Below are 23,652 nucleotides of genomic sequence, written 5' to 3'. Positions count from 1 at the left end.
CGCAAATTGAAAAGATGTAAAATGAGTCAGGAAATTGCAGAAAAAGCTTTTATGTACCCACCTAGAAGTCAAAATGAGTTCTTGAACTTAAATAAAATAGCTCTTGAAAAATTAGGCTATGACGTTCAGCCTACTGATTTTGCATTTATTAAGTATTTAATTACTCGTCCAAACAACGCAATTGTTATTTTAAATTGGGTAGAAGACAGAGTGTATGGCAGATCTTATAAAACAGCAGTCCAATACTTCTTCAAGATGATTGCTTTGATAACTTTTTCAAAGATTTTCGCTAAAAAAGTAGTTTGGGTGAAACATAATTTCAGGCCACATAATAGTAATGGAAGCACTAAACGTTTTAAATTTCTATGCAATCTATACACGTTACTGAGAATCCGCCCAGTGTCATTGGAAGATTACTTTAGTTCTCCTTCACTTGTTCACCCCCTATACAAGTCCGATAATGCGATTTTCGCAGATATGAAGCAGGACGAGAGTGAATATACGACCGATGTTTTGTTTTTCGGAGGGATAAAGCCCTATAAAAATTTGGACGTAGTTCTGAGTAATTGGCCAGTAACGCTTTCACTTAAGATTGCAGGGAAGTGTTCAGATCCAACTTATACAAAAAAACTAATATCTATTATCGAAGAGCGAGGGCTTAACGTTGTTTGGGACAACCGGTTTCTTTCCAGTGAAGAGCTGAATTACCTTCTTCGAACGTCTAAGTTTGTCCTTCTACCTCACTCTGACGGCACAATGATCAGCTCGGGATCTTTTTATCATGCTATCGGGGAGGGGTGTAACGTCTTAATCAACGAAAGCGAATTTGGTCGAGTCAAGAATGGGCAACACTCTTTTGTCCATCTTGTGGACACTTCTAATCTCTCCGAGAAAAAATTGCAAAGTATGTTTGTACCCAAAAGGGAAGTTCTCGAGGAAGTGATCGCATGCTACGGAGAAGACAAAGTGGTTAATGCTTGGAAAGTTATTCTTTCTACAGTTTAGAATCTTAAAGAGAAATGGAATGAATTCAGATTATAGTTTTCCGTCATCTACTCCGAAAATTAGTGTCCTAGTCCCAGTATACAATGATATCGATAGAGTAGGCCTTTGTATCGAAAAGCTACAAGCCATCGACTACCCAGCTAGTTGCTATGAGGTGATAATTATCGATAACGGTTCTACTGATGGAACATATGAGTACTTGCAACAGTTAATGGAGGGGATAGCGAGCGATACTTTTCGTTTACTTCAATGTCTAACGCCAGGGTCATATGCTGCTCGAAATAAAGGTTTGCAAGTCGCATCGGGCGAGTATGTTGCATTCACAGATTCTGATTGTTTGGTGTCGACAGAGTGGCTTACTAACTTACTAAGATGCGCGGCGCAGCAGCATGGCGATGTGATAGTCGCAGGAAAGGTCTCATTTTTCTCCGATGCCTCAAAGCAAACGCAGCAAAGTGCGTTGGATTTTGAAAATATGTTTTCAATGAAACAAGATCAAAATGCTAACAGTGGAAAGTGTATAACTGCCAATCTTTTTTGTTCGATGTCGCTTATAAAAAAGCACAAGGGTTTTAACGAAAAACTAAAGTCAGGTGGCGACGTTGAGTTCAGTCAGCGTGTAGTTAATTCTGGCGGAAAAATCATATATTCAGAAAAATCAGAAGTTTTTCATCCTTCCAGAAATAAATCGGAATTGTTGATAAAACGGAGGCGGGTTGTCGGAGGAACATGGGATGCTGAGCTCTCAAAAGCGGGTTTTAAGGAGAAACTGAGGTTTTGCGTAGGATTGGTAAAAATGTTTTTGGGGAGAACAAAAAAAACCTGTTTGCACTCAGGCTTGTCAATAAAACGAAAAATCAGCTTGGTTTGGCTTTTGTTATTAATTTTTCTTACAAGCTTAAGTGAATTCACAAAGCTTCAGTTGGGAAAAGAAGCAAATAGAGCTTAATTTACTTTCCTTAAATCTCTTCAAATTCACTATTGAGAAACCCAATGTCGCTTAAGAAAAAAGCCACCAACGGTAGTATTTGGACATCGCTAACAAGAACAGGGATCAATGTTGTAGACTTCTTAGTTTATGCATATCTTGCTAGAGTTCTAACACTAGAAGAATTTGGATTAGCTGGTTTCTGCTTTCTATTCATTGAATTCGCTAATACTCTTGTAAACGCTGGCGTTAACCAAAACCTCGTACAGCGTGATAAGTGGGAAGATAGATACGCAGCAAGTACTATGACATTCGTCGCCGGAATGGGATTGGTTGTAGTTATCGGTATTCTCGGTATCGGTGCCCCAATAGCTTATTACTCCTATTCTGAGCTAGCTGCATGGGTAGTTGCAAGCCTTGCACCGATTACTCTCGTAACAAGCTTACAAGTGGTTGTTAGCGGAAAACTTCTGCGTGAGTTTAAAAATAAACAAATGGGAATCGCAAAATTCTGTGCGACCCTCATTTCTGCAGCCACTATTATCGTGTTGGCTGAGAGTGGTTATGGCCTATGGGCATTGATAATTGGTAAGCTCGTCAATGCTATCATTCAATATATTCTTCTTATCTACGTTGCTAAATTCAAACCTTATTTTCACTTCAATAGAGAAGATAATAAAGAACTCATCAGCTTTTGCCTACCGTTGTTTGGCATGACAATAATGAATTTTCTGCATAGAAAAGCGAGTAATCTATTTACTGGAATCGTGTTAGGACCTGCCAGTTTCGCGCTTTTGGCAGCTGCTCATAAAGGGGCGCTTGTGATAAATCAAGTAACCATGAGCTCCATAAATTCAATGGTCGTTCCAAGCTTTTCAAGAGTTAAGAAAAGAGATGACTTGGGGAACCTTTTTATAAAAATGGTAACTATAACAGCATTACTAGTGTTGCCTATTTTTATGGGACTAGCAGCGGTAGCAGACCCATTTGTTACTATTGCGTTTGGTGATAAGTTTGCTCCAAGTGCAGAGTTTATGGCTATATCGGCATTTACCATGTTCCCAGGTGTAGTTGCTTGGTTTTTACCAAACCTTTTAATCGCAAGCGGAAAGACAAATGATGCCTTTAAGTTGACACTGCTTAATTTGATTTCGAATATATTGGTCGCTGGGGCTACGATATGGTTTGGCATCAAATTTATGCTCATCAGTTTGGTTGTAGCAAGCTTTATCTCTTTGCCAATTAGAATCTTTATTGTGAATAAACATGTTTCAATAGACTCAAAGCGTTTGTTTAGCTCACTCGTGCCACCTAGCTTCTCAGCGCTTTCAATGTACTTTTTGTTAATTGCTATAAAGCCACACATAACCAATTGGGTAAATAGTGATGTTTTATCGCTAATCCTTCTGATTGCAAGTGGGGCTTTAATCTACCCCTTCATGTATATCACCTTGTTCTTTGGCCATGCTAAAGTGCAACTCAATGAACTTAAGGAAATGTTGGCTTCTAAAAAGCGGTAATGAAGTGTCAAATTATTTAACAAGAGCTTCTTTATCAAATGATTATCAAATTCAAGATTTTGATTTTATTGTTGTTTTTGTATTGGCTTGATAATTGCTTGATGCTGTGGTCTTAAAGGAGTTCAAAAAGCAAACACGCTTGATGAAATAATTATTGTATATCCGGGAGTTGCAATGAAGAGTATTTTTCTGAAAGCTATTTGTGCTTTCTGTTTTTTAAGTGTGAGTGTAAACGCCAACGCAGGGCTTCTATCTGTTAACGGTAGTGAAGTAAATGCTTTAGATATCAACAAGTCTTTAGTTTCTTTCTATAACTTTTCAAAAAGTAACTACAGTGCTAATACTGGATTTGAATTAGCTAATCAGTTAGTGGGTTTTTTTGCTAATGATAATGCAGGACAGCTTGGTCTTTATTTAATATTTGGTGGTCCAGGGAGTGTCAAGGGAAATGTAAACTTTGATATCACTCTCAGTGACGGGGAAATCGTTTTTGTAGACGATCCAAATGTAGCTCTGAGAAATGATGTAATAACTACGACATCTTCTGGGTACAACGTTGATATGACGTGGGGAGCTAATCGGACTGATGGTCTAATTCTCTCTTCGTTTTCAAGTGATTTTTGGTTTATTGATTTAGATTTTAACGCCTTGACTGGTATCAATTCTTTTTCTTTTCTTACTTTCGATGAGAATGGCGTAGAAAGCGTACAGGTATTCGAAAAAGGCTTTAATAGCTTGTCGATCACTTCTTTACCTACAGGCAATGTTAGTACAGTCAGTGCACCTTCAAGTATTCTTCTTTTGTCGCTAGCTTTAGTGGGAATTGGCGCATCTAGAAGAATAAAACGTTAATAAATAATTTACTTTTAAGCCAGCTATCATGCTGGCTTTTTTTTTGCTTATCGTAAAGGTAATTTTGGACTTTTGAAATGACATCGTGGTTTTAAAAGTTACAACGTAATTTTATTTACCAACAAGTTTGCCTGAAGGGAGTATACGGGATGAATCATCTTCACAGGTTTCATTACATTGTCAAACACCCAAGCCTCGTATGGACGCAGCCAAAGCGACTGTTCATGCTCAGCCATATGAGAAGTCGCTCTTCTCTATTATCACACATACTTGGTTCTAATGAAGGTATAGCTGGGTACAGTGAACTCAGCATTAGATACAAAAACACTGGCTCACTGCTCGATCAGAAAATAGCTTTGCATCAAGACGGACTGGAAATAAATTCCAATACAATACTTTTTGATAAGGTCCTCCATAATAGTTACGATTTTAAAAAGGCAGAATTTTTAAATAAAGATGAGTTTAAAGTAATTATTATGGTTAGGCCGCCAGAAGCAACCGTCAAAAGCATAGTTACAATGGGCAGAAAGCAGGGTAACGCAAAATATGGCAATATCGATTGGGCATGTGATTACTACATTGGGAGACTGGGTAAGCTAGTACGTATTTCGCAACACCTCGATGATTATATATTTGTGAATTCCGATGACATTGTGAATTGCCCTGACGAAACCTTGAGTAGGCTGACGAACTCTCTAAATTTGAAGACTCCTTTATCAACAGAATACTCATCCTTTAATAAAACAGGAATGAAAAAGTCTGGTGATACCTCTGATAATATTAAAAAAGGGAAAATAGTACTTACACGTGAAAATAACGACATTACTATATCTGAGTCGTTATTAAAAAATCTAAATAACTGCTACGAGTCTTCGTTTCGTAAGTTAAGTGAAAAAGCTGCGTTATAAATCAGTAACCTTGGAGTAGAGCACTATTAATTTATAGTGCTCTTGGCAAAACTTAATAGTATGTTCTCCATGCAAGGAGAATGGAAATCTTCATACCAACCATCTAACTCAAAAGCTTTCAGTAAGTTTGATGCGAGCTCAACCTGCTCCTGCGTTATGTTTTCTTTCCAGATTGTCAGTGGATCTTTGTTCTCTATGACGGAGCTCCCTTTAAACGATACAATAGAAGATTCTCTTAATTTTTTTGGAGTTAACTCAGCGTTTTGCTTCTTTCCACTAAAAGCTAAAGCCTCACTTATTTCTCTTTGAGGATCCTCTAAAACTTGCTCGTAACAAATAATGTGAATTTCATCTAGTGTAAATTGCTTAGAAATGACCTTATGTATAACGCACCAATTTAATATTTGCTTTTCTATATAATCGTTCCTTTGTGCGACTTTTAAAATTACTTCATCCAACCCTTTTAGGTGCGTGGCCATTAACGCTTTGTCATTTAAAAAGATTTCTGGCGAACTTGGCCAGTGCCAACGTTTAGTGACATATTTGGATGCAGCCACTGACAGTGGGTTTCGTACGAGGAGTATTGGCTTAACAAATGGAAATTGGAGTACAGACCATTTTGCGTGCAAATTAGCGAAGACATCTTTTACCAATAAGCCCTCATAACTATCAGAAAGAAGCTCTTTATCTATCCATGAATTCGTAAGGGAACCGTTGAAAACAGAAGCCATGTACCGTTTTAACGCGGGGTTTTTTGAATCCGCATCTACGAACATATTTTCTCTGAACTCCTTTGCCCCGTTTACTTTTTTAGGGTGAAAAGGCTCAAACATTTCTCTATATGATTTATCCGCGTTTAATAAGCTTGCTATCCAAGTTGTTCCGCTTCTCCCGTCTCCAATAAGCCAGATAACATTTGAAAAATCACCACGTGAGGTTGCTTTTCTAACTCTGAAGAAGTTTCTAAATTCGGTTAGTTTGCTGCTTACGTATTTCGTTACAGATTTTCGCATTAGTTTACTTTCAAATTATGTGTTGATGTGTTAGCTCTTAGTGGAAAGCTACGATCTTAAGCTACTATGTTTAGAGGATCGGATTTTGTTTCTTAGCAAGTAATAGGACTTGCTTAAATATTTTCTGTAACTGAAACTTCCATTTAGACTCTTCAACTTTGAGCCTACATGAAGCAAAGAAAGTGTGGTCTTGTACAAAGACTCATTACCTAAGTGATTGTTGTATACAACGCCTAAAGAAGACAATATGGCTTTGGAGCTTTTAGGTGCCAGGTTTCTATAAATTGCTTGTGAAGCAACTTTTCGCTGCTTGTCGCCGTTTTGAGATGTAATACTATTGGAATGTATCCGATAGCCAAACAAAACCTCATTCAAGAGACCTATCTTAGTTTTTGATATTAGACGTGTCCAAAGCTCGAAATCTTCTGCGAGGTGATAATCTGCATCATAATATATATCGTTTTTATTGAGTTTGGTCATATCAAACATAGCAGTGGGATGACAAAGTGGACAACCAAACAGAAGCTCGACAGGTTCTATCGAACGTGCTTTTTTTGAAACTTTTGATCGCATGATATTCCCAGTCTCATCTAAAAGCTCGATTCCTGTAAACGCCACTCCAATTTGGTCATTACTTCGTAGAAAATCAATTTGTCTATTTAACCTGTCATGCAAGCAAACGTCATCAGCATCCATTCTTGCAATATAATCACCAGTACTGCGGTCAATCCCTTCATTGAGTGTTGATATTAACCCAAGGTTTTCTCTAGAAAAGAATCGAATCCGTTCATCATTGTAATTCTCTATTATCATTTTGGACTGGTCAGTTGAGCCGTCATCAATCACTATTATTTCAAGATTTCTATAGGATTGTGTGCATATGCTATCTAGAGCTAATTTGATATATCGCTGCGCATTGAACACTGGAATAATAACCGAGACTAACGGTTTAGCATTTTCCATTCTACTTCCCTTAGTGCTATTTTTAACCAATTTACAACTTTGAGATGCGCTTATTGTGACAATCTAGTAGTTACTAAAGATTATATCGTTAAAAATAAGCTCAGCCTTTTACTGTAAGTGAGTTTTATAAATATTATCTAGCAGAAATTGCGCCAAAATATTCATGGGACAATCAATTTCAAGAGTGTAGTTTAATTGAGAAATATTATCTGAGAGTGATATTTTTAATGATCATTCTATCCCTATTACGCCAACTCTCGATGTCATCGTTATCCAAAACCAGTAAAAGGTAGTTAACCTTACCCTTGACGTACTTTCCAATGGGGAAAGTTATAACTCCTGAGCTCGCATTATAGTAATCTTCTGCTCTAACCCCCCATGCCTGAGTGCCATGGAACTTTATGACTCTTGAACTATTTAAAGTTGTATCAGTTTCAAACCCTATCCCTACAACTTCAGGTCTGCCTTCTACTTGGAGTTCTAATTCCAGCACAGAATTCTCTGTAAGCGTGTAACTTATTGGGAACATTTGCCAATTATTTCCAGTAAGCGTTACGGTGTTGTCTTTATCTATTGAAGTTTCGCCGTATTTAAATTGCTTTGGAAAGCCGACATGGTCTGTCGAATTAGGCTCAAATATCCATACGTTACTTTTGGGCTCAATAACAGACTGTAAAAGTATTGTTGATGAAAAATTAGGAATTCTGAACTCTTCTGAAATGAGTAGAGTTGGGTCTGTGCTTTCTTTCAGTGAGGTAACGTATGATATGTCGTCTGATTCTGGATGCTCTAAAAGATTATCAATATTAAATTCATATCTTGAGTCCATTGTATCTTCGTTATAGCAAAGATCATTGGTGCTTGTGCTACCTATATACTTTTCTTTATCAAAGATACAATAACCTACGGAGTAGCCAGTGTTTTTGGTAAAAACTATATTGTTTTGCGTCGTCACCCAGAAGGTGGTGTCGTTATTTACTTTAGATGCTGCAATACCGTTGCGGTCCACAACTATTACATTCTCGAATATGAATGTTCTACCTGCAGGCTTGGAAATGAGGCCGCCAGCTTTTATTGCAGTCCACTCTTTACCTGTTTCATCGCCAAGATTGTAGATGTGATTATGAAAAATATAGCTTGGTCCAAGCGTGTTAGGGGCAATACTTACCCCTACATAGCCTTGTTCCATTTCATTATCATAAACCAAAACATTTTGTTGTCCGCCATCTATTTCGATGAGGTCATCATTAGCATAGGCGAGATAATTTCCATAGATCGCTGAATTTTTTACAAAACCACCTCGTCTTTCGAAATTCTTTCTTCCCTCTATTACATCATTGAATCTATGGTTAGGCGCACCGTAAAAACGATTGTTCCTAACTACAAATTCACCTCTATAAGCTTCACTATCATGATATGCCCAAACTTGAAGTGCATTTGCACCTTTTGGGTGCCCGGCTTCCCAGCTATTGGCACCTAAGTTTGGACTATGCACTTCACATTCCTCAATCACAGCGATGCCGCTTCTTTCGAGATAAATACCAGAATCGTAATTGATAGGGGAGTTTGTGGTCGGGCTCGCGTAGGCTACGCCATCACGTATATCTACAGCCTCTCTTCCAAATTCTGAGATATTGCACCCTTTGATCCATATGTGGTGGGCTTTCTTTGCAAAAATACCGTATCGTTGTCCTCCCTTGATGGTAAGGTTCTCTAACATGATGTACGACTGTGCTCCAATATTTATAGCGGCCAACTCATCACTAGATGCTTCGATTACTGGACCATCACCAATAATTTTTGCATACCCGTTTTCGCTACCGCTTATATTTAGTGCCTCTATATCAAGTTGGCCCCCAGTATAGATATCTGACAGATAGTATATTTTTTCCGGATCAATGGGGGGTGAATCTGGTTTTGTTTTGGTTCTAAAGGCATACTGCTGCTCAGCGCCGTTTGCGTCGATAATTCGTACTTCGATATGGTAGGTGGTGTCTGCATTAAGGTACACGATACTGCCTGCAAACGAACCGAAGATGGGTTCCCATGATAAGTTTAAGCCTTCGCGCCACTGGGTTTCACTATCTTCCCGAAAGCGAACTGTTGCGGTACTCGACTCGTCTTGTCCATAAATAACCAATCCAATAGAGTTAATGAGTGGCGTTACTGTGTTTGTAAAACCAGCTGCAGAAGCTTTGAAAGTGGTCGAGGGATCTAATCCTGCAGCTATTGCAGATTCGTAGACTTCATTGTTTGTTAACCCTGAATGAGTTGAAATTAATTTCTTCCATTTAGCACTATCTATCGGGAACAGGGAAAATAATGCCGTTGCTTCTGCGCTGTTTATTGAAGACAAACGTGTTTTGATTTCTTCTTCATCTGTAGATATGGAAACACTTAACACCTTTTTGCTATACAAACTCGCAATTTCGTCGCGATATAGCTCTATCTGGCGTTTCTCGGGTTTAGAATCTTGGTAGCGAAGAAGGAGTTCGTTGATAGTGTTACTATTTGCGTTGTTGGCCATTAGATAGGCATTAACCTTATCGCCTAATTGTAGGCCGCTCCCAGTCATGGCGCTCTTATTACTATTACTTGCACACGAGACAATAAAGTTGAGAGAGAATAAAAGAAGCAAGAGACTGCTCGTAAGCATGGGAGATTTCATGGTCTGTCCTTGTGAATGTGGAAAAAGATAAAAACGAAAAGAAGGACTGCTTGTAAAAGGGTAGTGGTATCTCATATACGTAGCAAGTGATGTCTGAAGATCTTTACAATCTAAGGTTCATAAAAATATAACTCCCAGAGCGTAATACTAGATGGTGGAAAAAGCGGAACTTAAATTGCTTAAACTATTTTTAAGTCAAAAACGTAAAGATTTGGTTTCACATTGAAGTGAGTTTAGCCGCGCTTGAATGGCAATAAACTAATAGGCGTCCCAACACGGAAATTGTATGAAGAAAAAAGTAGCAGTTATCCACCCCGAAGCAGGAATTTCATCAAGCGGTGGGTCGCAATTGAGTGCTTATGAGATGGCTGAACATCTTGCAAGCTTTTTTGATGTAAGGTTGTTAAGCGCTTCGAAGTGTAGCGACCTAAGTGTCGTTATCCCTTGCATCCCTAGAGGTAAAGTTAAAAAAGCGCAGAGAAACAAGGTTATAGATTGGTTGCTCACCCGCTTTGTCTCCAACCCTTCTTTACTCATTGAAGCAATTACGAGTTTTCTTACCTATACACCGTACCTGCTCTTTAAGAAAGCTGATGTCATCTATCCAAATAACGACTACGGCGGGTTAGCAGTCGCCTATGTTGCAAGAAAACTATATAAAGCCCCCATCTTGTATACCGAGAGGGCTGGCATGGTTTCAGGAGGGAAGGTACTCAGAAGGAATCTCAAATTTAAACCTGACTGCCTGGTTGTATTTAATGAAGAAACCAAGCGTTACGCACTGTCTATCAACCCTAAACAACGTGTAGAAGTTATTCCTAACGGTGTTAACCTTTCACTCTTTAGTCCAGTCGGCGAAAAATTTGACCATGGTTTACAAGGGCCCGTGATACTGACTGTGGGTTCTTTGAATAGAAGAAACCACAAGAGATTACACTTGGCTATTGAAGCCATGAGCAAGGTTTCTGATGCGGCTTTATTGATATGTGGAGATGGGCCAGATAAGCAATACTTTGAAGAGCTTTGCACGGATAAGCTAGGCCGTACTCGGTTCAAAATAGTAACAGTAGACTTTGCTGATATACCCAAAGTATATCGTTCGGCTGATTTATTTACACTGCCGTCTGAAGACGAGCCGTTTGGTAGGGTCTATTTAGAGGCGATGGCTAGTGGTCTACCTGTAGTTGCCACAGATGATGCTATGAGAAGAACGCTGACAGGCCAAGCTGGCATTGTGTGTAACGTTGAGAATTCAGTTGAATACGCTCAGGCAATTCAAACAGCACTTGAACGAGAATGGGGGCATCTACCGGTTGAGCAGGCTTCTCACTATAGCTGGAAAAACGTGGCAGAGCGTTACGCTGAGGTAATCAACAGCATGTAATTACAGTGCTAAATAACGGTGCCTGATCATCGGGCACATCTACCAAGGTTTAATTTTTGAATTCAACGCAGTTAATGAATGGACGCATGTAAATCCGTAAGGAACAGTTGATGGCGCGAATATGTGTTATCGGGACGAGAGGTATTCCATCTTTCGTTGGTGGAATTGAGACAATTTGTGAAAATTTATATCCACGTTTAGTTGAGAGTCAGTCTAAATTTGAGGTCGTGCTATTAAGTAGGCTTTCATACAAAAGCATGGAGCGATATATCTTTAAGGGTGTAAAAGTTACCGTTTTAGCTGCGCCTAAAATTAGTGGCCTAGAAACGTTCGTACATACGTTTTATGCCCTCATTTACGCCAGGCTTTTTGTCCATCCTAAGCTCGTTCATTTGCATGGTATTGGGCCAGGATTTTTCGCACCTATTTCAAGGCTATTGGGTTTCAAAACTGTAGTGACTCATCATGCTGCCGACTACAAAAGGCCCAAGTGGCGATGGCACGGGAAACTCATACTTAAGTTAGGTGAGTTATTCACGGTAATTTTTGCAAATAAAATAATATGTGTAAGTGCTTCTGTCTTAGAAGAAATTAATCAACGGTACGCTTTTTTACTTAGTAAAAGAGTAGTAATTAGAAACGCCGGTTCATTGGAGTTTAATGAGCACGAGGAAAGTAACTCAAACGTGCTATGTGAACTTAATCTTTCACCTAAGTCATACATCTTAGCCGTTGGGAGGTTAGATAAAACAAAGGGATTTGACGATTTAATAAAGGCCTTCTTAGATTCGCCTTCATTAAACAAAAAGCTTGTTATCGTTGGTTCTAACTATGTTGAAGACAGCTATGTCTTACACTTGAAATCTTTCGCTAGCGAAAACGTTGTCTTCGCCGGGATACGCACCGGAAATGAACTCGTTTCTCTTTACCAAAATGCAGCGTTGTTAGTAAACCCATCTTACATGGAAGGTTACTGTTTGGTTCTCGCAGAAGCCTTGTCTGCGGGTACCCCCATCATTGCAAGTGATATTGCTGCTCATCGAGAATTTGAACTAGCCGAGCAGAGCTACTTTCCAAGAGGTGATACAAACGTACTTCGTAACAAATTGAAAGTTGGAGATTTTGAGACCTACAAAAGCACCCATGCAGAGTCTCTTCAGAGAAAAAATACGTGGTCCTTAAACGCTAAAAGGCACGAAAGTCTGTTTAAGAGTCTTTTAAATAAATCGTTTTAAAAATTGCCAATATTCGGCTGCAATTTTGTTTATGTGAAAATCACTAGCACGTAACTTACTCTTAGTTGAGTAGTTCAATCGTATTTGACTAATCTGCATTTGATTAATAGCGAGCGTCAGCTGAGTCTCGTCATTCATTGGTACCAAGATACCAAACTTGCCAAAATGCAAGTCGTCACTTTCGAAATCCGCGTCTGCTTCGAGTATTTCCGCAGGTCCTGAGGGGCAATTTGTCATAATTACAGGAAGACCAAGGGTCATGGCTTCTAATAAAGCGTTGGGAAAGCCCTCATTGGTAGAAGCGGAAATGTAATATTTTGCTCTCGATATAATTGAAAAAGGGTTTTTCGCATAGCCCAATAAAATTACCTTTTCATCGGCGCCTTTATCGACAATAAACTTTCTGAGCTCTTCTTTTTGCTCACCCTCTCCCAGAATACAAAGTGGCGAGGTTTCACTTGATAAGAGGTAAGCGTTTATTAGTTGCTTAAAGTTTTTAGCTTCAGTTAGTCTTCCCACACTGATTATAAAGCTCGAAGGGAGCGAAATTTCGGGCTTTTCTAAACTCGCAGCCTTGATGCCATCAATATCATAGGGATTGTAAATAGTGTGCGATTTTTTGGCACTAACGCGAAAATGTTCGATGAGGTCCTTCGTCACACCACTGGAAACGCCTAGTACAGCATCTGCATTAAGGTAGCTAAGCCAAGGCATGACACCAGCTACCGCTCTTTTTACACCTGAGAATTGGTTATCTAGATGACTACTAAGGTGCATGCGTTCGCATAAAACCACCTTATGATGTTTGCCTATACGGGTCAAGGCATTGCAAACGTTAGCTCTTACTAAAAAGCTTACAACCAGTGATGGCTTCTCTCTTCTCAGAACCTGGTGGAATTGCAGCAGGCTGAATAGCAAGGAGCGTTTCGCATCGAGTTGATGAACTTTCACGTTAGATGGTAGCGGTCTTGCTAATGGCTCATCGTCTAGAAGAACGATGCTTACGTCCAGTTCAGCATAGTGGCTTTGAATACTTAATAAATTAACGAGTGCTCTTTCGGCACCGCCAAAGCCTATTGAATTAATGAGAAAGAAAACCTTTCTTTTTTCCATAATAAAAGGTCAGCTTGTTGACTGATTCATTAGTGTCAGAGTCTTACCTTCCAAGTTTCTTTCTTATTCTATCCTTGTTTAATATTACCTTTGAGGTCGCTATTAATCCCGCCTCTCGCAGAGATAATGCAATCCAGCCGAGCTTGTTATTCTTCTTGCCTATTTGACTTAGAATCTGATTTGCAACTCTATCATTGTACGCTTCTTCCCCTAATAGCTCGCGATGCTTTTTGAATGCTTTTAGACGAGGGAATACTTTCTCAAGAGGCATATTTGCTACTTCAGTTGAAATACTTACATGGCCTCTACGGTAAAAGTAAATGTCTTTGGGAATGTTTTTAAACACAGCGTTTTCAAGGGTTATGCGAACGAAGAAATCCCAGTCCTGACTATTTTTTAACTCTTCATCAAATCTAAGCTTTTTCGCTAGTACTGCTTTGCAAGTTACACCACTCATTCCGCAGAATTTGTTACCTTTCTTAATTACGTCTGTAGTGATGTTTTCAATTGGGTTGATATGCACCTTGTCTGGCGTTTCTAAGAAGCGATAGCCGCATGTCACTGCATCTGCACTATCGTGCGCTGCAATATGTTGCTCCAAATAATCGACGTCCCAAACATCGTCATCATCAAGAAACGCTATGATATCTGCGCTTGATTTATCAATACCCAAGTTTCGGGCAGCATTTGCGCCAGATGCTACTGGAGTCTTGATATAAGTAAAGTGCTCAGCAGGAAACAGAGACAACACTTCTTCATAGCTAACTGATGAACCGTCATCAATCACAAATACTTCCTTAGGGGGAACAGTTTGCTTTAATACTGCGGCAAGGGATTCTTTTAAATAATCTGGGCGATTATGCGTCGTAATGACAACTGAAACTGTTTTTTGCATCTTTTGTCCATGATGATTGAAGGGTGAGCGATGTTACCATTTTTGCGGCTTCAGCTAATTAACAAGCAAAAAGCTCACCACATTGGTAGATTCAATCGTTGTTACGACTTTATCTATACTTCTGGCGATTTTAAAAAGCTAGCGAAACAAAATAGTAGATATCGAATATTACAAGTAGTCGAATTGTTCGAGAATTTTTCTAGCACCGGCTTCAGTTAAATGACCATAGTCAAATTGTACAGGTATATCGTTTACTTCAGTTATACATACTGTTTGGTCAGCACACATTACATTAACCGCTGAAAAGTAATTAGCATTTAAACTTGTTAATTCCTTTTGCATTTCAGAGTCAATTTTTCGAACCTCGTCTAAATTGCTACTATTCATTATGGTTTCAACGCTATCTGACATTGCTAGTACACGAGGCAACGGTTGAAAATATTCGACTACGGGGCCAATAACTATTACCTCTAGCCCTCGAGACTGTAACAGTTCGATACTTTCACGTAGTAGGGCAATATCTTTTTCAAGCCATCTCGCAGAGATGATAACTTTTGAATACTGCTCGGACGTTATCGATTCACGATAAGCCCAATTCATGAGCTCTTCGCAACGTTTTGCTCCGCTGGTTTTCAACACTGGCTTACATCCACTGGCTGTAATTTGGCTAAGAGTTTGATTCTCTCTAATATTTTTCTTAAGAGAAGAGTACCAATGCGCGGCATGACTGTCACCTATCAAAAGGATATTTTCCTTGCCATCGTCAGTCGCAATACATGTAGTTTTATCGAAGTCTTCTATTCCCGTAGACTGTGACGTCAAAAAGCATGTACCTCCCCGAAAATGAGGCGTACGGTATGCTAAGAAACTCTCCAGCTGTTTTTGCTTTTGTGAAAATTGAGACTCCTGAAGGCTCTGGTTAACCCACACTGTCGATGCTAGCAAACAAGTAAGACTTACCGTTGCGAAGCCTACCTTTAGAGGTTTGCTTGGGCCACGCCTGAAACGCTCTTCAATATAATAATAACCAAGGCTTCCTAATAGTATTGATATGAGCAATATGTTTACTTTGTGAAATTGCGTTGCTTCTTGCTGCAAAATTAGCGGATAGAAAATGATTACAGGCCAATGCCACAGGTATAGTGAATACGATATATTGCCAAAAAACTTTGCGATATTTAAAGATGAAAGCCGATATGCCCAATCGCCTTTGCGAGAGAGCCCGAGAAATAATGTCGTCGCTAAGGTCGGAATTATGACTTTAACCCCAGGGAAATCATCATGACTCATCCACATAGTGGAAGCCATTAATACAAGTATACAGGAAAAGTTAATAAGCTCTCTTAAGCGAGGTTTTATGGATAGGCGAGATAAATATATAGCTGCGAACCCGCCAGCAATAAACTGCCAAAATCGAGTAAACGGCGAGAAAAAAGCGAAGCTTATATCTGTGTTTGAAAGTATTAAACAAGCAATAAAACTTACAAAACCAATAGCAAGTAGACCCGCATATTTCCATTTGCTGAACTTTGAGAAACAAAAGATTAAAACAAATGGCATTACAGCATAAAATTGCTCTTCAACGGAAAGTGACCATGTATGAAGTAACGGATTCCCTTGAAGTTCTGAGTCAAAATATCCAGATTTTGAATAGAAGTAAAAATTTGAAAGGTAAAGAGAGGAATAAATAAGGCTGATGGAATAACCTTTAAATTCACTCGGAAGAAAGAAAAAGAAGGCGAAAAGAGAGGTGATAGCAGCAACGGTAATGTAAGCTGGAAATAAGCGTTTAAACCGTTTTACATAAAAATCAGATATGCTAAAACTGCCGGCAGAAAGGCGTTTACATATTTGGCCAATAATAAGATAGCCAGATATGACGAAAAATATATCGACCCCGATAAAGCCGCCAATTAAATGTTTGGGACTAATATGGTAGATAACAACGCTTAGTACTGCTAGCGCTCTCAGTCCTTGAATGTCGGTTCTGAATGAAGATGTCACCCCAATGTTTCCCCTGAATATTAATTCCAATTAAGTTTAAGCAAAAGATAAACCAATAATTAAACGTGCGAGATTGACATCTTATTTTGTGTACAACGGGCTACTGAAGGGGAGTGTGACTATTTTTATTTTGAATAATATCTTCCGCTATTAATGATGCACCATAATTAGAAACATGGTTGTCGTCAAAATATAGAGAACGGCCCCCTTTAGTTGAGAAACAAGCTTCGCTTCCACAAAAGTAATGGGCAGGATTAATTAGCACTACATTGTCAGGGTAATCGGTACTTTTGAAGTGATTTATTATTACTTCGTTGCGCTTTTCGAACCAACTTCTCTCGGTTCCTTCAATGCTTACAAGATCTCCATTTACCGATAACTCGCTGTCGATAAGCTTTGTAACGTGGGAAGGTAATTCAGGTATAGGATATAGAACATAAACACGTCGTTTTGAGCTGGCTAGTTTGTGTATTGCCCTATCAATATTTTGCAATAACTCAATAGATTTATTATCAAACTTTAAATTACCTAAGTGAGGATAAGTTTTGTTACTGCCGCCCACAAGTTGATAGGAATACCTATGAACAAAAACAACATTCTGAATCATCGGTTCATTTGCAATAAACTCTATAGATGAGTTATACCATTTAGCGCACTTAGAATAATCGTCATTCTTTCCATAAGAGGGCCTGCACCCTGAAAAGCTGAAGTGCTTTAGACCTTCATCAGTTGCCTTTAATTTTTGACTTAACGCGTATGCAAGCTCAACAGAATGGCTATCTCCGACAGTTGCCCATGTTGTATTTCCCTTTACAGAATATTCGCACGCCTCGCTAGGATCCCTATATTTGTTTGTATGACACTTGTTTCTGAAGGGGCTTGCTTCTACATCTTCAACTAAATTCTGATATGCGACTGGGGCTCGTTGGATAAACCCATTGGTAAAAAACGAAAGGCTGCCAATTAGCGCTATTAAGACTGCACATACGAGAGGTTTATTTGTCAAAAGCGCCTTGTGTGATTGTATTTTACTATTGAAGTTAATTGTTTCTATAAACCTGTAACTTAAATAACCCAAAGCAATAGACAGACTAAAGCCTACCAAAGCATAGGCTTCGTCTAAGTCATTCTTGTGAATAAAAACTACAAGCGGCCAATGCCATAAGTAGATAGAGTAGGACCAGGTTCCCAAGGGTTGTAGTAGCTTATTGTTGAGCAAGGCGTTACTACTTTGATTAGCAATGATGATTAAATAGGCTCCTGCCACAGGTACCAAAGCCGAAAAACCAGGCCAATTTGTCTTCTCTGAAAAGATAAAGCAGGAGACAGATATAAGCAGTACACCTAATAAAGCGAGGATTTTGCTTAGCGGCTGAAGTTTTTTTATGGGGTATAAGAATGCTAACCCACCGACCAACATTTCCCATGCACGCGTCGGAAGGATATAGTAAGACAAACTTGGGTTCTTCTGCGTAAGCCAACCACTTAAAAGCATGCTTAAAAGAGTGGTTACGACTATAACCACTTTAAGTTTATGGCGAGTTAGAATTTTATTTAAAGCTGCTAAAACAATAGGGTAGATTAAATAAAATTGCCATTCAACTGAAAGTGACCATGTATGCAGTAGCCAGTTTTCTAAAGAACTTTCAGAGAAATATCCTGACTCCAGGTAGTATATTACATTCGATATAAATAAGGCGGATGAAGCGGCTTGTTTACTTAACTTCGAGTACTCGACGGGGGATAATGTGAAAAAACCTATTAAGAGCAAACTAGCACACAAAAAAGCGAGAGCAGGAATGATCCTGTTTGCTCTAGCTAGGTAAAACTCCATCAGACTAAAGCGAGATTTATCAAATTTGCTTATGATGATACTTGTCATTAAGTATCCAGATATGACAAAAAACACATCGACGCCGATAAACCCCCCAGGGAGTTTTTCCTCTACGAAGTGAAATATGACGACCGAAAGAACCGCAATAGCCCTCAGCCCATTAATATCATATCTAAACTGCACTAATTAGCCTTGTATACTAGAATTTTTAACGCTCAATTCTAAGCATAATTTGTACCGCTTATTTTTTCGAAGTTATCTAGCGTGTTTTATGTCGTAAGAATGATTCATATGGGGCGAGGATTTGGTTTAAATAGTCTAATAGGACTGCTTCAAATTTAACGCTCAATCTGGAAAGTCATTATCGAATTGTGCTACACCATATTCTCCAGCAACCATACTACGTAAAACAATGCACGTGAACAGTTAGCTGTACAATGTGATGCAGCCAATTACGCTTTGAAAAAGTAGTTTACTTTGCCAGAACACACGTTACAGACGGTAAAAATAGCTGCACAATATTACGCATTTTATATGAGTTAATGTTGCTTAAAAGCGACTCTAGCGCCATAAAATAAAGGCGGGGCATTCTCACGTGGATGTTCTTTGCGCTCCAATAGTACTTAACACGTGTAAATCCTATTCGCTCAATGGCCTTAATATCTTTAAATTTCCACTCTTTCAAATGAAAACACTCTGGGGAATCTGAAAAATATTGAGAAACATCGTGTGGGCCGCAAAATGCGTGAGGTGTTCTGAATGCGTATGCTCCCCCTTTTTTTAAAATTCGCTTGATTGTCTCAAAGTGAAGTTCAACATCCTCCTCATGAAGATGCTCTATCAGCTGGTCGCTAAATATAAAATCAACGCTATCGTTGGAAATAGAAGATAGATCGTATCCATCGTAAACAATTACATCAACGTTATCAGGAAAGTGCTCGTTACTGTCTCGTTGATCAGATATATCTACGCCAATAGCTTGCCCACAATGCTGAGCGGCTTCTTTGAGCAGTCTGCCGTCACCTGATGCGAATTCAACGAATACTTCATCTTTTCTAAGAAAGCGTTTTATAAAAGCTAATCTATGACCCACCTTTTTTCGGCTTTCTGCTTCATCGTTTCGCTTTGTTAATCGAGGGTGATCTGGAACCTTAGAAAAGAGTTCGTCATACATAGTGCTGTATATTTCTGTGCGAGCTCTTCTATCAGCTTGTTTTAACTTGGAGGCAAGTCTTTTTTCAACTTGGTAATGATTAAATACTTGATCATATGACCGATTAGAAGGAAGGGGTTTCCTTAACTGCATTTTACTAATCCCTGTAAGTATCGAATTGTGATAGGCAATTTTATTTCCATTTCTTCAATCATTTATGATTGAAACCAAAGGTTCAAGTGTTTTCTACTCTTACACGGGGCGTTTGTAGAAAAAGTGCGCTAACCACTTGGTTAATCAGCACTCCACCTGAAGAGCTCTCTCAAATTTGTCGTTTGCATGCCAAAATTTCGCCATTATCAGCTATATAGGGTAGCGGTAATGTCAGTCACTCGTGTAAACTACCGCTTTTATTTCAGGCAAGCCTTAGCGCACAGAATAATTCTTCCTATGCTTTGGCCATGCAGTCATCATGTAAATTGAGGAAAACATGGAGCTTGACGCTATTATCAATCAGGCACAAAGCCAGATTGACGCTGCACAAGATGCAGCCACATTAGACCAAGTTAGGGTCGAATTCATGGGTAAGAAAGGTAAACTTACCGACTTACTTAAAGGGCTTGGAAAGTTATCTAACGAAGAACGTCCTGCCGCAGGCCAAAAAATTAACCAAGCTAAGCAGGTTATTCAGCAAGCTATTTCTGCAAAAGGTGAGTTTTTACGCACTGAAGAGCTTAACAAAAAGCTAGCAGAAGAGGCAGTAGATGTAACGTTGCCTGGTCGCACAGAAAAGCCAGGAAACTTACACCCGGTTAGCCGCACGATTGCACGTATCGAATCTTTCTTTGGCGAGCTTGGCTTTTCGGTTAAAACTGGCCCTGAAATTGAAGATGGTTTTCACAACTTCGACGCGCTGAACATTCCTGCGAATCACCCAGCGCGTGCCGACCATGATACCTTTTATTTCAACCCAGACATGATGCTTCGTACGCAAACCTCTGGTGTTCAAATTCGTACTATGGAAGCGGAAAAGCCACCATTGCGTATTATCTCGCCAGGACGTGTGTATCGTAACGACTACGATCAAACACACACGCCGATGTTCCACCAAGTGGAAGGTTTGATGGTTGATAAGAACGTTAGCTTTACCGACCTTAAAGGTATTTTGCATGACTTCTTACATCACTTCTTTGAAGAGTCACTAGAAATTCGCTTCCGTCCGTCTTATTTCCCGTTTACTGAGCCGTCAGCTGAAGTAGACGTAATGGGTAAAAACGGTCAGTGGCTTGAAGTATTGGGCTGCGGCATGGTGCACCCAAATGTACTTAAAGCTGTGGGTATCGACCCAGAAGAGTACACAGGTTTTGCCTTTGGTATGGGCGTAGAGCGCTTAACTATGCTTCGTTACGGTGTTAACGACTTACGCGCGTTCTTTGAAAACGATCTTCGTTTCCTTAAGCAGTTCAACTAAGGCAGAGAGTACACATGAAATTCAGTGAAAAATGGTTAAGAGAGTGGGTTAACCCGTCGCTGTCGGCACATGAGCTGTCTGAACAGTTGAGCATGGCTGGCCTTGAAGTAGACGGTGTTGAGCCAGTAGCAGGCGATTTTAAAGGCGTGCTAGTAGGTGAAGTGGTTGAGTGCGGTCAGCATCCTAACGCCGACAAACTGCGCGTGACTAAAATAAACGTGGGTGGCGATGAGCTACTTGATATCGTTTGTGGTGCGCCTAACTGCCGTCAGGGCATTAAAGTAGCAGTTGCTGTTGTTGGCGCTGTATTGCCTGGCGACTTTAAAATTAAGAAAGCAAAGCTTCGCGGCGAGCCGTCATTCGGTATGCTATGTAGCTTCTCTGAGCTAGGTATTAGCGACGACCACGATGGTATTATCGAGCTTCCAGCTGATGCACCTATTGGCACAGACATTCGCGATTATCTTGGTCTTGATGACAACGCAATCGAAGTAGACCTGACACCAAACCGTGCAGACTGCTTGGGTATTCGCGGCATTGCCCGTGAAGTTGGCGTATTAAATAATCTTGACGTTTGCGAACCTGAAGTAGCAGCGGTAGAGGCAACTATTGATGATAAATTATCAATTACGCTAAGCGCTGATGACGCATGCCCGCGTTATTTAGGTCGTGTGGTTAAGGGCGTTAACGTTAAAGCTGCATCGCCACTATGGTTAGTTGAAAAGCTGCGTCGCTGCGGCATTCGCAGCATCGACCCCATTGTAGATGTTACTAACTTTGTATTGCTAGAGCTTGGCCAGCCAATGCACGCGTTTAATCTTGCCAGCATTGAAGGCAACATTAACGTGCGTATGGCTAATGAAGGCGAAACGCTCACACTACTTGACGAAACCGAAGCGAAGCTACAAAGCAACACCTTGGTGATTGCTGATGACAATAAAGCGCTCGCTATGGCGGGTATCTTCGGCGGTCTTCACTCAGGTGTAACTACTGAAACTCAAGACATTTTGCTTGAAAGTGCTTTCTTTAGTCGTGATGCGATTATGGGCCGTGCCCGTCAGTACGGTTTACACACCGATGCGTCGCATCGCTATGAGCGAGGTGTAGACCCCCAGCTTCAGCGTAAAGCGATGGAGCGAGCTACAGCACTAGTACTTGAAATTTGTGGTGGTGAAGCTGGCCCTGTAGTTGAAGCGGTAGCAGAAGACAAGTTACCTAAGCAAGCAACGGTTACACTTCGTCGCGAACGTTTGTCTCGCGTGCTTGGTATTAGCATTGACGATGCGAAAGTAACGGAAATGCTTAATCGCCTTGGTTTAGAAGTAACGCAAACCGAAGCTGGCTGGGAAGCGGTTGCGCCAAGCTATCGTTTCGATATTTCAATTGAAGAAGATTTGATTGAAGAAATTGCGCGTGTTTACGGCTACAACAACATTCCAAACGTTGCGCCAAAAGCAACGTTGGCAATGTTACCCTCGCAAGAAGCTAAGCTGCCATTGAACACAATGAAGTCATTGCTACTTAGTCGTGGCTACAACGAAGCAATCACGTACTCGTTCGTTGATCCTAAAATCCAAAACGCATTATTCCCAGACGTAAAAGGTATGGTGCTACCACACCCAATTTCATCTGATATGTCGGTAATGCGTGTAAGTTTATGGCCGGGATTAGTTGGTGCTACTGCTTATAATCAGAAGCGTCAACAACAACGTGTTCGCATGTTTGAAACCGGATTACGCTTTATTCCTCAACAAGATGCGCCAAATGGTGTATTGCAACAGCAAGTAATTGGTGGTGTAGTAGCAGGGCGTCGTAACGAAGAGCATTGGGACTTGGGCGACAGCCCAGTTGATTTCTTCGATGCAAAAGCAGATGTAGAAGCGTTATTGGCACTTACTGGTAAATCAGGCGAGTTTCAATTCGTAACAGGGCAGCACAGTGCGCTGCACCCTGGTATGACTGCAAAAATTTTGCTTAATGATGAAGAAGTTGGCTATATTGGTGCTATACATCCGCAATTTACAAAATTGCTCGGTGTAAACGGACGTGTATTTGTGTTTGAGTTAGTGGTAGATGCCATTACAGACCGCAAATTACCGTCAGCAGTACCGGTATCGCGCTTCCCATCGAACCGCCGTGATATTGCTATTACGGTTAAAGATGAAGTGCGTGTAGGAAATGTACTTTCTTACATAGAAAAAATTGGCGTAAATCAACTAGTTGCTCTAAACTTGTTCGATGAATACAAAGGCAAGGGAATTGAGCCTGGCTATAAGAGCCTTGCTTTGTCACTTCATTTACAAGATCCGGATAAAACCTTGGAAGAAGCTGAAATTCAGCAAGCTGTGGATACTGTGGTTAAAGGTCTGGAATCTGAGTTTGGGGCCGCGTTAAGAGAGTAAACTATGGCATTGACCAAAGCCGAGATGGCTGAACACCTATTCGAGAAACTAGGCATTAACAAGCGTGATGCGAAGGATCTGGTAGAGCTTTTTTTCGAAGAGATTAAAGGCGCTCTGGAATCTGGTGAGCAAGTAAAACTGTCAGGTTTTGGCAACTTTGACCTGCGTGATAAAAATGAACGTCCTGGCCGCAATCCAAAAACCGGTGAAGACATTCCAATTAAAGCACGTCGTGTGGTTACATTCCGCCCGGGTCAAAAATTGAAAAGCCGAGTTGAAAACTCTGCACCTGTCGACCAATAAT

18 protein-coding genes are annotated in these 23,652 nt (G+C 40.1%); 10 read left to right on the top strand and 8 right to left on the bottom strand.

The annotated features are described in order from the left end of the window. Positions 1-21: 21 nt before the first annotated feature. The 5 genes from BGK61_RS12000 to BGK61_RS11980 all read left to right on the top strand — a co-directional run bounded on the left by BGK61_RS12000 (position 22) and on the right by BGK61_RS11980 (position 5,213). The gene (locus BGK61_RS12000; protein WP_076011196.1) at positions 22-1,005 is read left to right on the top strand and encodes a glycosyltransferase family protein; all 984 of its coding nucleotides are present in this window, start codon (positions 22-24) and stop codon (positions 1,003-1,005) included. A 19-nt stretch (positions 1,006-1,024) separates the two neighbouring features. Next, positions 1,025-1,954 (top strand): glycosyltransferase family 2 protein, encoded by a 930-nt coding sequence (locus BGK61_RS11995; protein ID WP_232298295.1) that lies wholly within the window; start codon positions 1,025-1,027, stop codon positions 1,952-1,954. Positions 1,955-1,998: 44 nt separating this feature from the next. Further along, positions 1,999-3,453 (top strand): oligosaccharide flippase family protein, encoded by a 1,455-nt coding sequence (locus tag BGK61_RS11990; protein WP_076011197.1) that lies wholly within the window; start codon positions 1,999-2,001, stop codon positions 3,451-3,453. Between the two features lie 174 nt (positions 3,454-3,627). Further along, a complete protein-coding gene (locus BGK61_RS11985; protein WP_014979020.1) occupies positions 3,628-4,305 on the top strand; it encodes a hypothetical protein in 678 nt (225 codons plus the stop codon). A 224-nt stretch (positions 4,306-4,529) separates the two neighbouring features. Continuing rightward, the gene (locus tag BGK61_RS11980; RefSeq protein ID WP_232298296.1) at positions 4,530-5,213 is read left to right on the top strand and encodes a sulfotransferase family protein; all 684 of its coding nucleotides are present in this window, start codon (positions 4,530-4,532) and stop codon (positions 5,211-5,213) included. 26 nt (positions 5,214-5,239) lie between these two features. On the opposite strand, the gene BGK61_RS11975 is transcribed toward BGK61_RS11980, so the two are convergent. The 3 genes from BGK61_RS11975 to BGK61_RS11965 form a co-directional block, all read right to left on the bottom strand. Further along, positions 5,240-6,226, bottom strand: coding sequence for a sulfotransferase domain-containing protein (locus BGK61_RS11975; protein WP_014998060.1), 987 nt, complete (start codon positions 6,224-6,226; stop codon positions 5,240-5,242). A gap of 48 nt (positions 6,227-6,274) precedes the next feature. Then, positions 6,275-7,189, bottom strand: coding sequence for a glycosyltransferase (locus tag BGK61_RS11970; RefSeq protein WP_014979031.1), 915 nt, complete (start codon positions 7,187-7,189; stop codon positions 6,275-6,277). 205 nt (positions 7,190-7,394) lie between these two features. Then, entirely contained in the window at positions 7,395-9,857 is a 2,463-nt protein-coding gene (locus BGK61_RS11965) for a right-handed parallel beta-helix repeat-containing protein (RefSeq protein ID WP_234349449.1), read from the bottom strand. A gap of 286 nt (positions 9,858-10,143) precedes the next feature. Here BGK61_RS11965 and BGK61_RS11960 point away from each other — a divergent pair, with 286 nt between their 5' ends. Then, positions 10,144-11,241 (top strand): glycosyltransferase, encoded by a 1,098-nt coding sequence (locus tag BGK61_RS11960; protein ID WP_014998062.1) that lies wholly within the window; start codon positions 10,144-10,146, stop codon positions 11,239-11,241. 110 nt (positions 11,242-11,351) lie between these two features. Continuing rightward, positions 11,352-12,476: a glycosyltransferase family 4 protein gene (locus BGK61_RS11955; protein WP_076011199.1), complete on the top strand. Its 1,125-nt coding sequence runs from the start codon at positions 11,352-11,354 to the stop codon at positions 12,474-12,476. On the opposite strand, the gene BGK61_RS11950 is transcribed toward BGK61_RS11955, so the two are convergent. The 5 genes from BGK61_RS11950 to BGK61_RS11930 form a co-directional block, all read right to left on the bottom strand. Continuing rightward, positions 12,459-13,589: a glycosyltransferase gene (locus BGK61_RS11950; RefSeq protein ID WP_014998064.1), complete on the bottom strand. Its 1,131-nt coding sequence runs from the start codon at positions 13,587-13,589 to the stop codon at positions 12,459-12,461. The two genes, BGK61_RS11955 and BGK61_RS11950, sit on opposite strands and share 18 nt — an antisense overlap. A gap of 43 nt (positions 13,590-13,632) precedes the next feature. After that, entirely contained in the window at positions 13,633-14,484 is an 852-nt protein-coding gene (locus BGK61_RS11945; protein WP_014979036.1) for a glycosyltransferase family 2 protein, read from the bottom strand. 168 nt (positions 14,485-14,652) lie between these two features. Next, on the bottom strand, positions 14,653-16,488 hold the full coding sequence (locus BGK61_RS11940; protein WP_076011200.1) for an acyltransferase family protein: 1,836 nt from the start codon (positions 16,486-16,488) through the stop codon (positions 14,653-14,655). A gap of 100 nt (positions 16,489-16,588) precedes the next feature. Continuing rightward, the gene (locus BGK61_RS11935; RefSeq protein ID WP_076011201.1) at positions 16,589-18,505 is read right to left on the bottom strand and encodes an acyltransferase family protein; all 1,917 of its coding nucleotides are present in this window, start codon (positions 18,503-18,505) and stop codon (positions 16,589-16,591) included. A gap of 289 nt (positions 18,506-18,794) precedes the next feature. After that, the gene (locus tag BGK61_RS11930; RefSeq protein WP_014998067.1) at positions 18,795-19,628 is read right to left on the bottom strand and encodes a class I SAM-dependent methyltransferase; all 834 of its coding nucleotides are present in this window, start codon (positions 19,626-19,628) and stop codon (positions 18,795-18,797) included. A 337-nt stretch (positions 19,629-19,965) separates the two neighbouring features. Here BGK61_RS11930 and pheS point away from each other — a divergent pair, with 337 nt between their 5' ends. The 3 genes from pheS to ihfA are packed head-to-tail and all read left to right on the top strand — an operon-like array spanning position 19,966 to position 23,651. After that, positions 19,966-20,946: a phenylalanine--tRNA ligase subunit alpha gene (pheS, locus tag BGK61_RS11925; protein WP_012518127.1), complete on the top strand. Its 981-nt coding sequence runs from the start codon at positions 19,966-19,968 to the stop codon at positions 20,944-20,946. 14 nt (positions 20,947-20,960) lie between these two features. After that, complete coding sequence (gene pheT, locus BGK61_RS11920) at positions 20,961-23,348, top strand: phenylalanine--tRNA ligase subunit beta (protein ID WP_076011202.1); 2,388 nt, start codon at positions 20,961-20,963, stop codon at positions 23,346-23,348. A gap of 3 nt (positions 23,349-23,351) precedes the next feature. Then, entirely contained in the window at positions 23,352-23,651 is a 300-nt protein-coding gene (gene ihfA / locus BGK61_RS11915) for an integration host factor subunit alpha (RefSeq protein WP_014949129.1), read from the top strand. Position 23,652: the final 1 nt, after the last annotated feature.

Source organism: Alteromonas abrolhosensis (genome assembly GCF_001953635.1).
GTDB lineage: Bacteria > Pseudomonadota > Gammaproteobacteria > Enterobacterales > Alteromonadaceae > Alteromonas > Alteromonas abrolhosensis.
The sequence above is the reverse complement of the archived record's forward strand: the minus strand, read 5'-3'. Positions and strand labels throughout refer to the sequence as shown.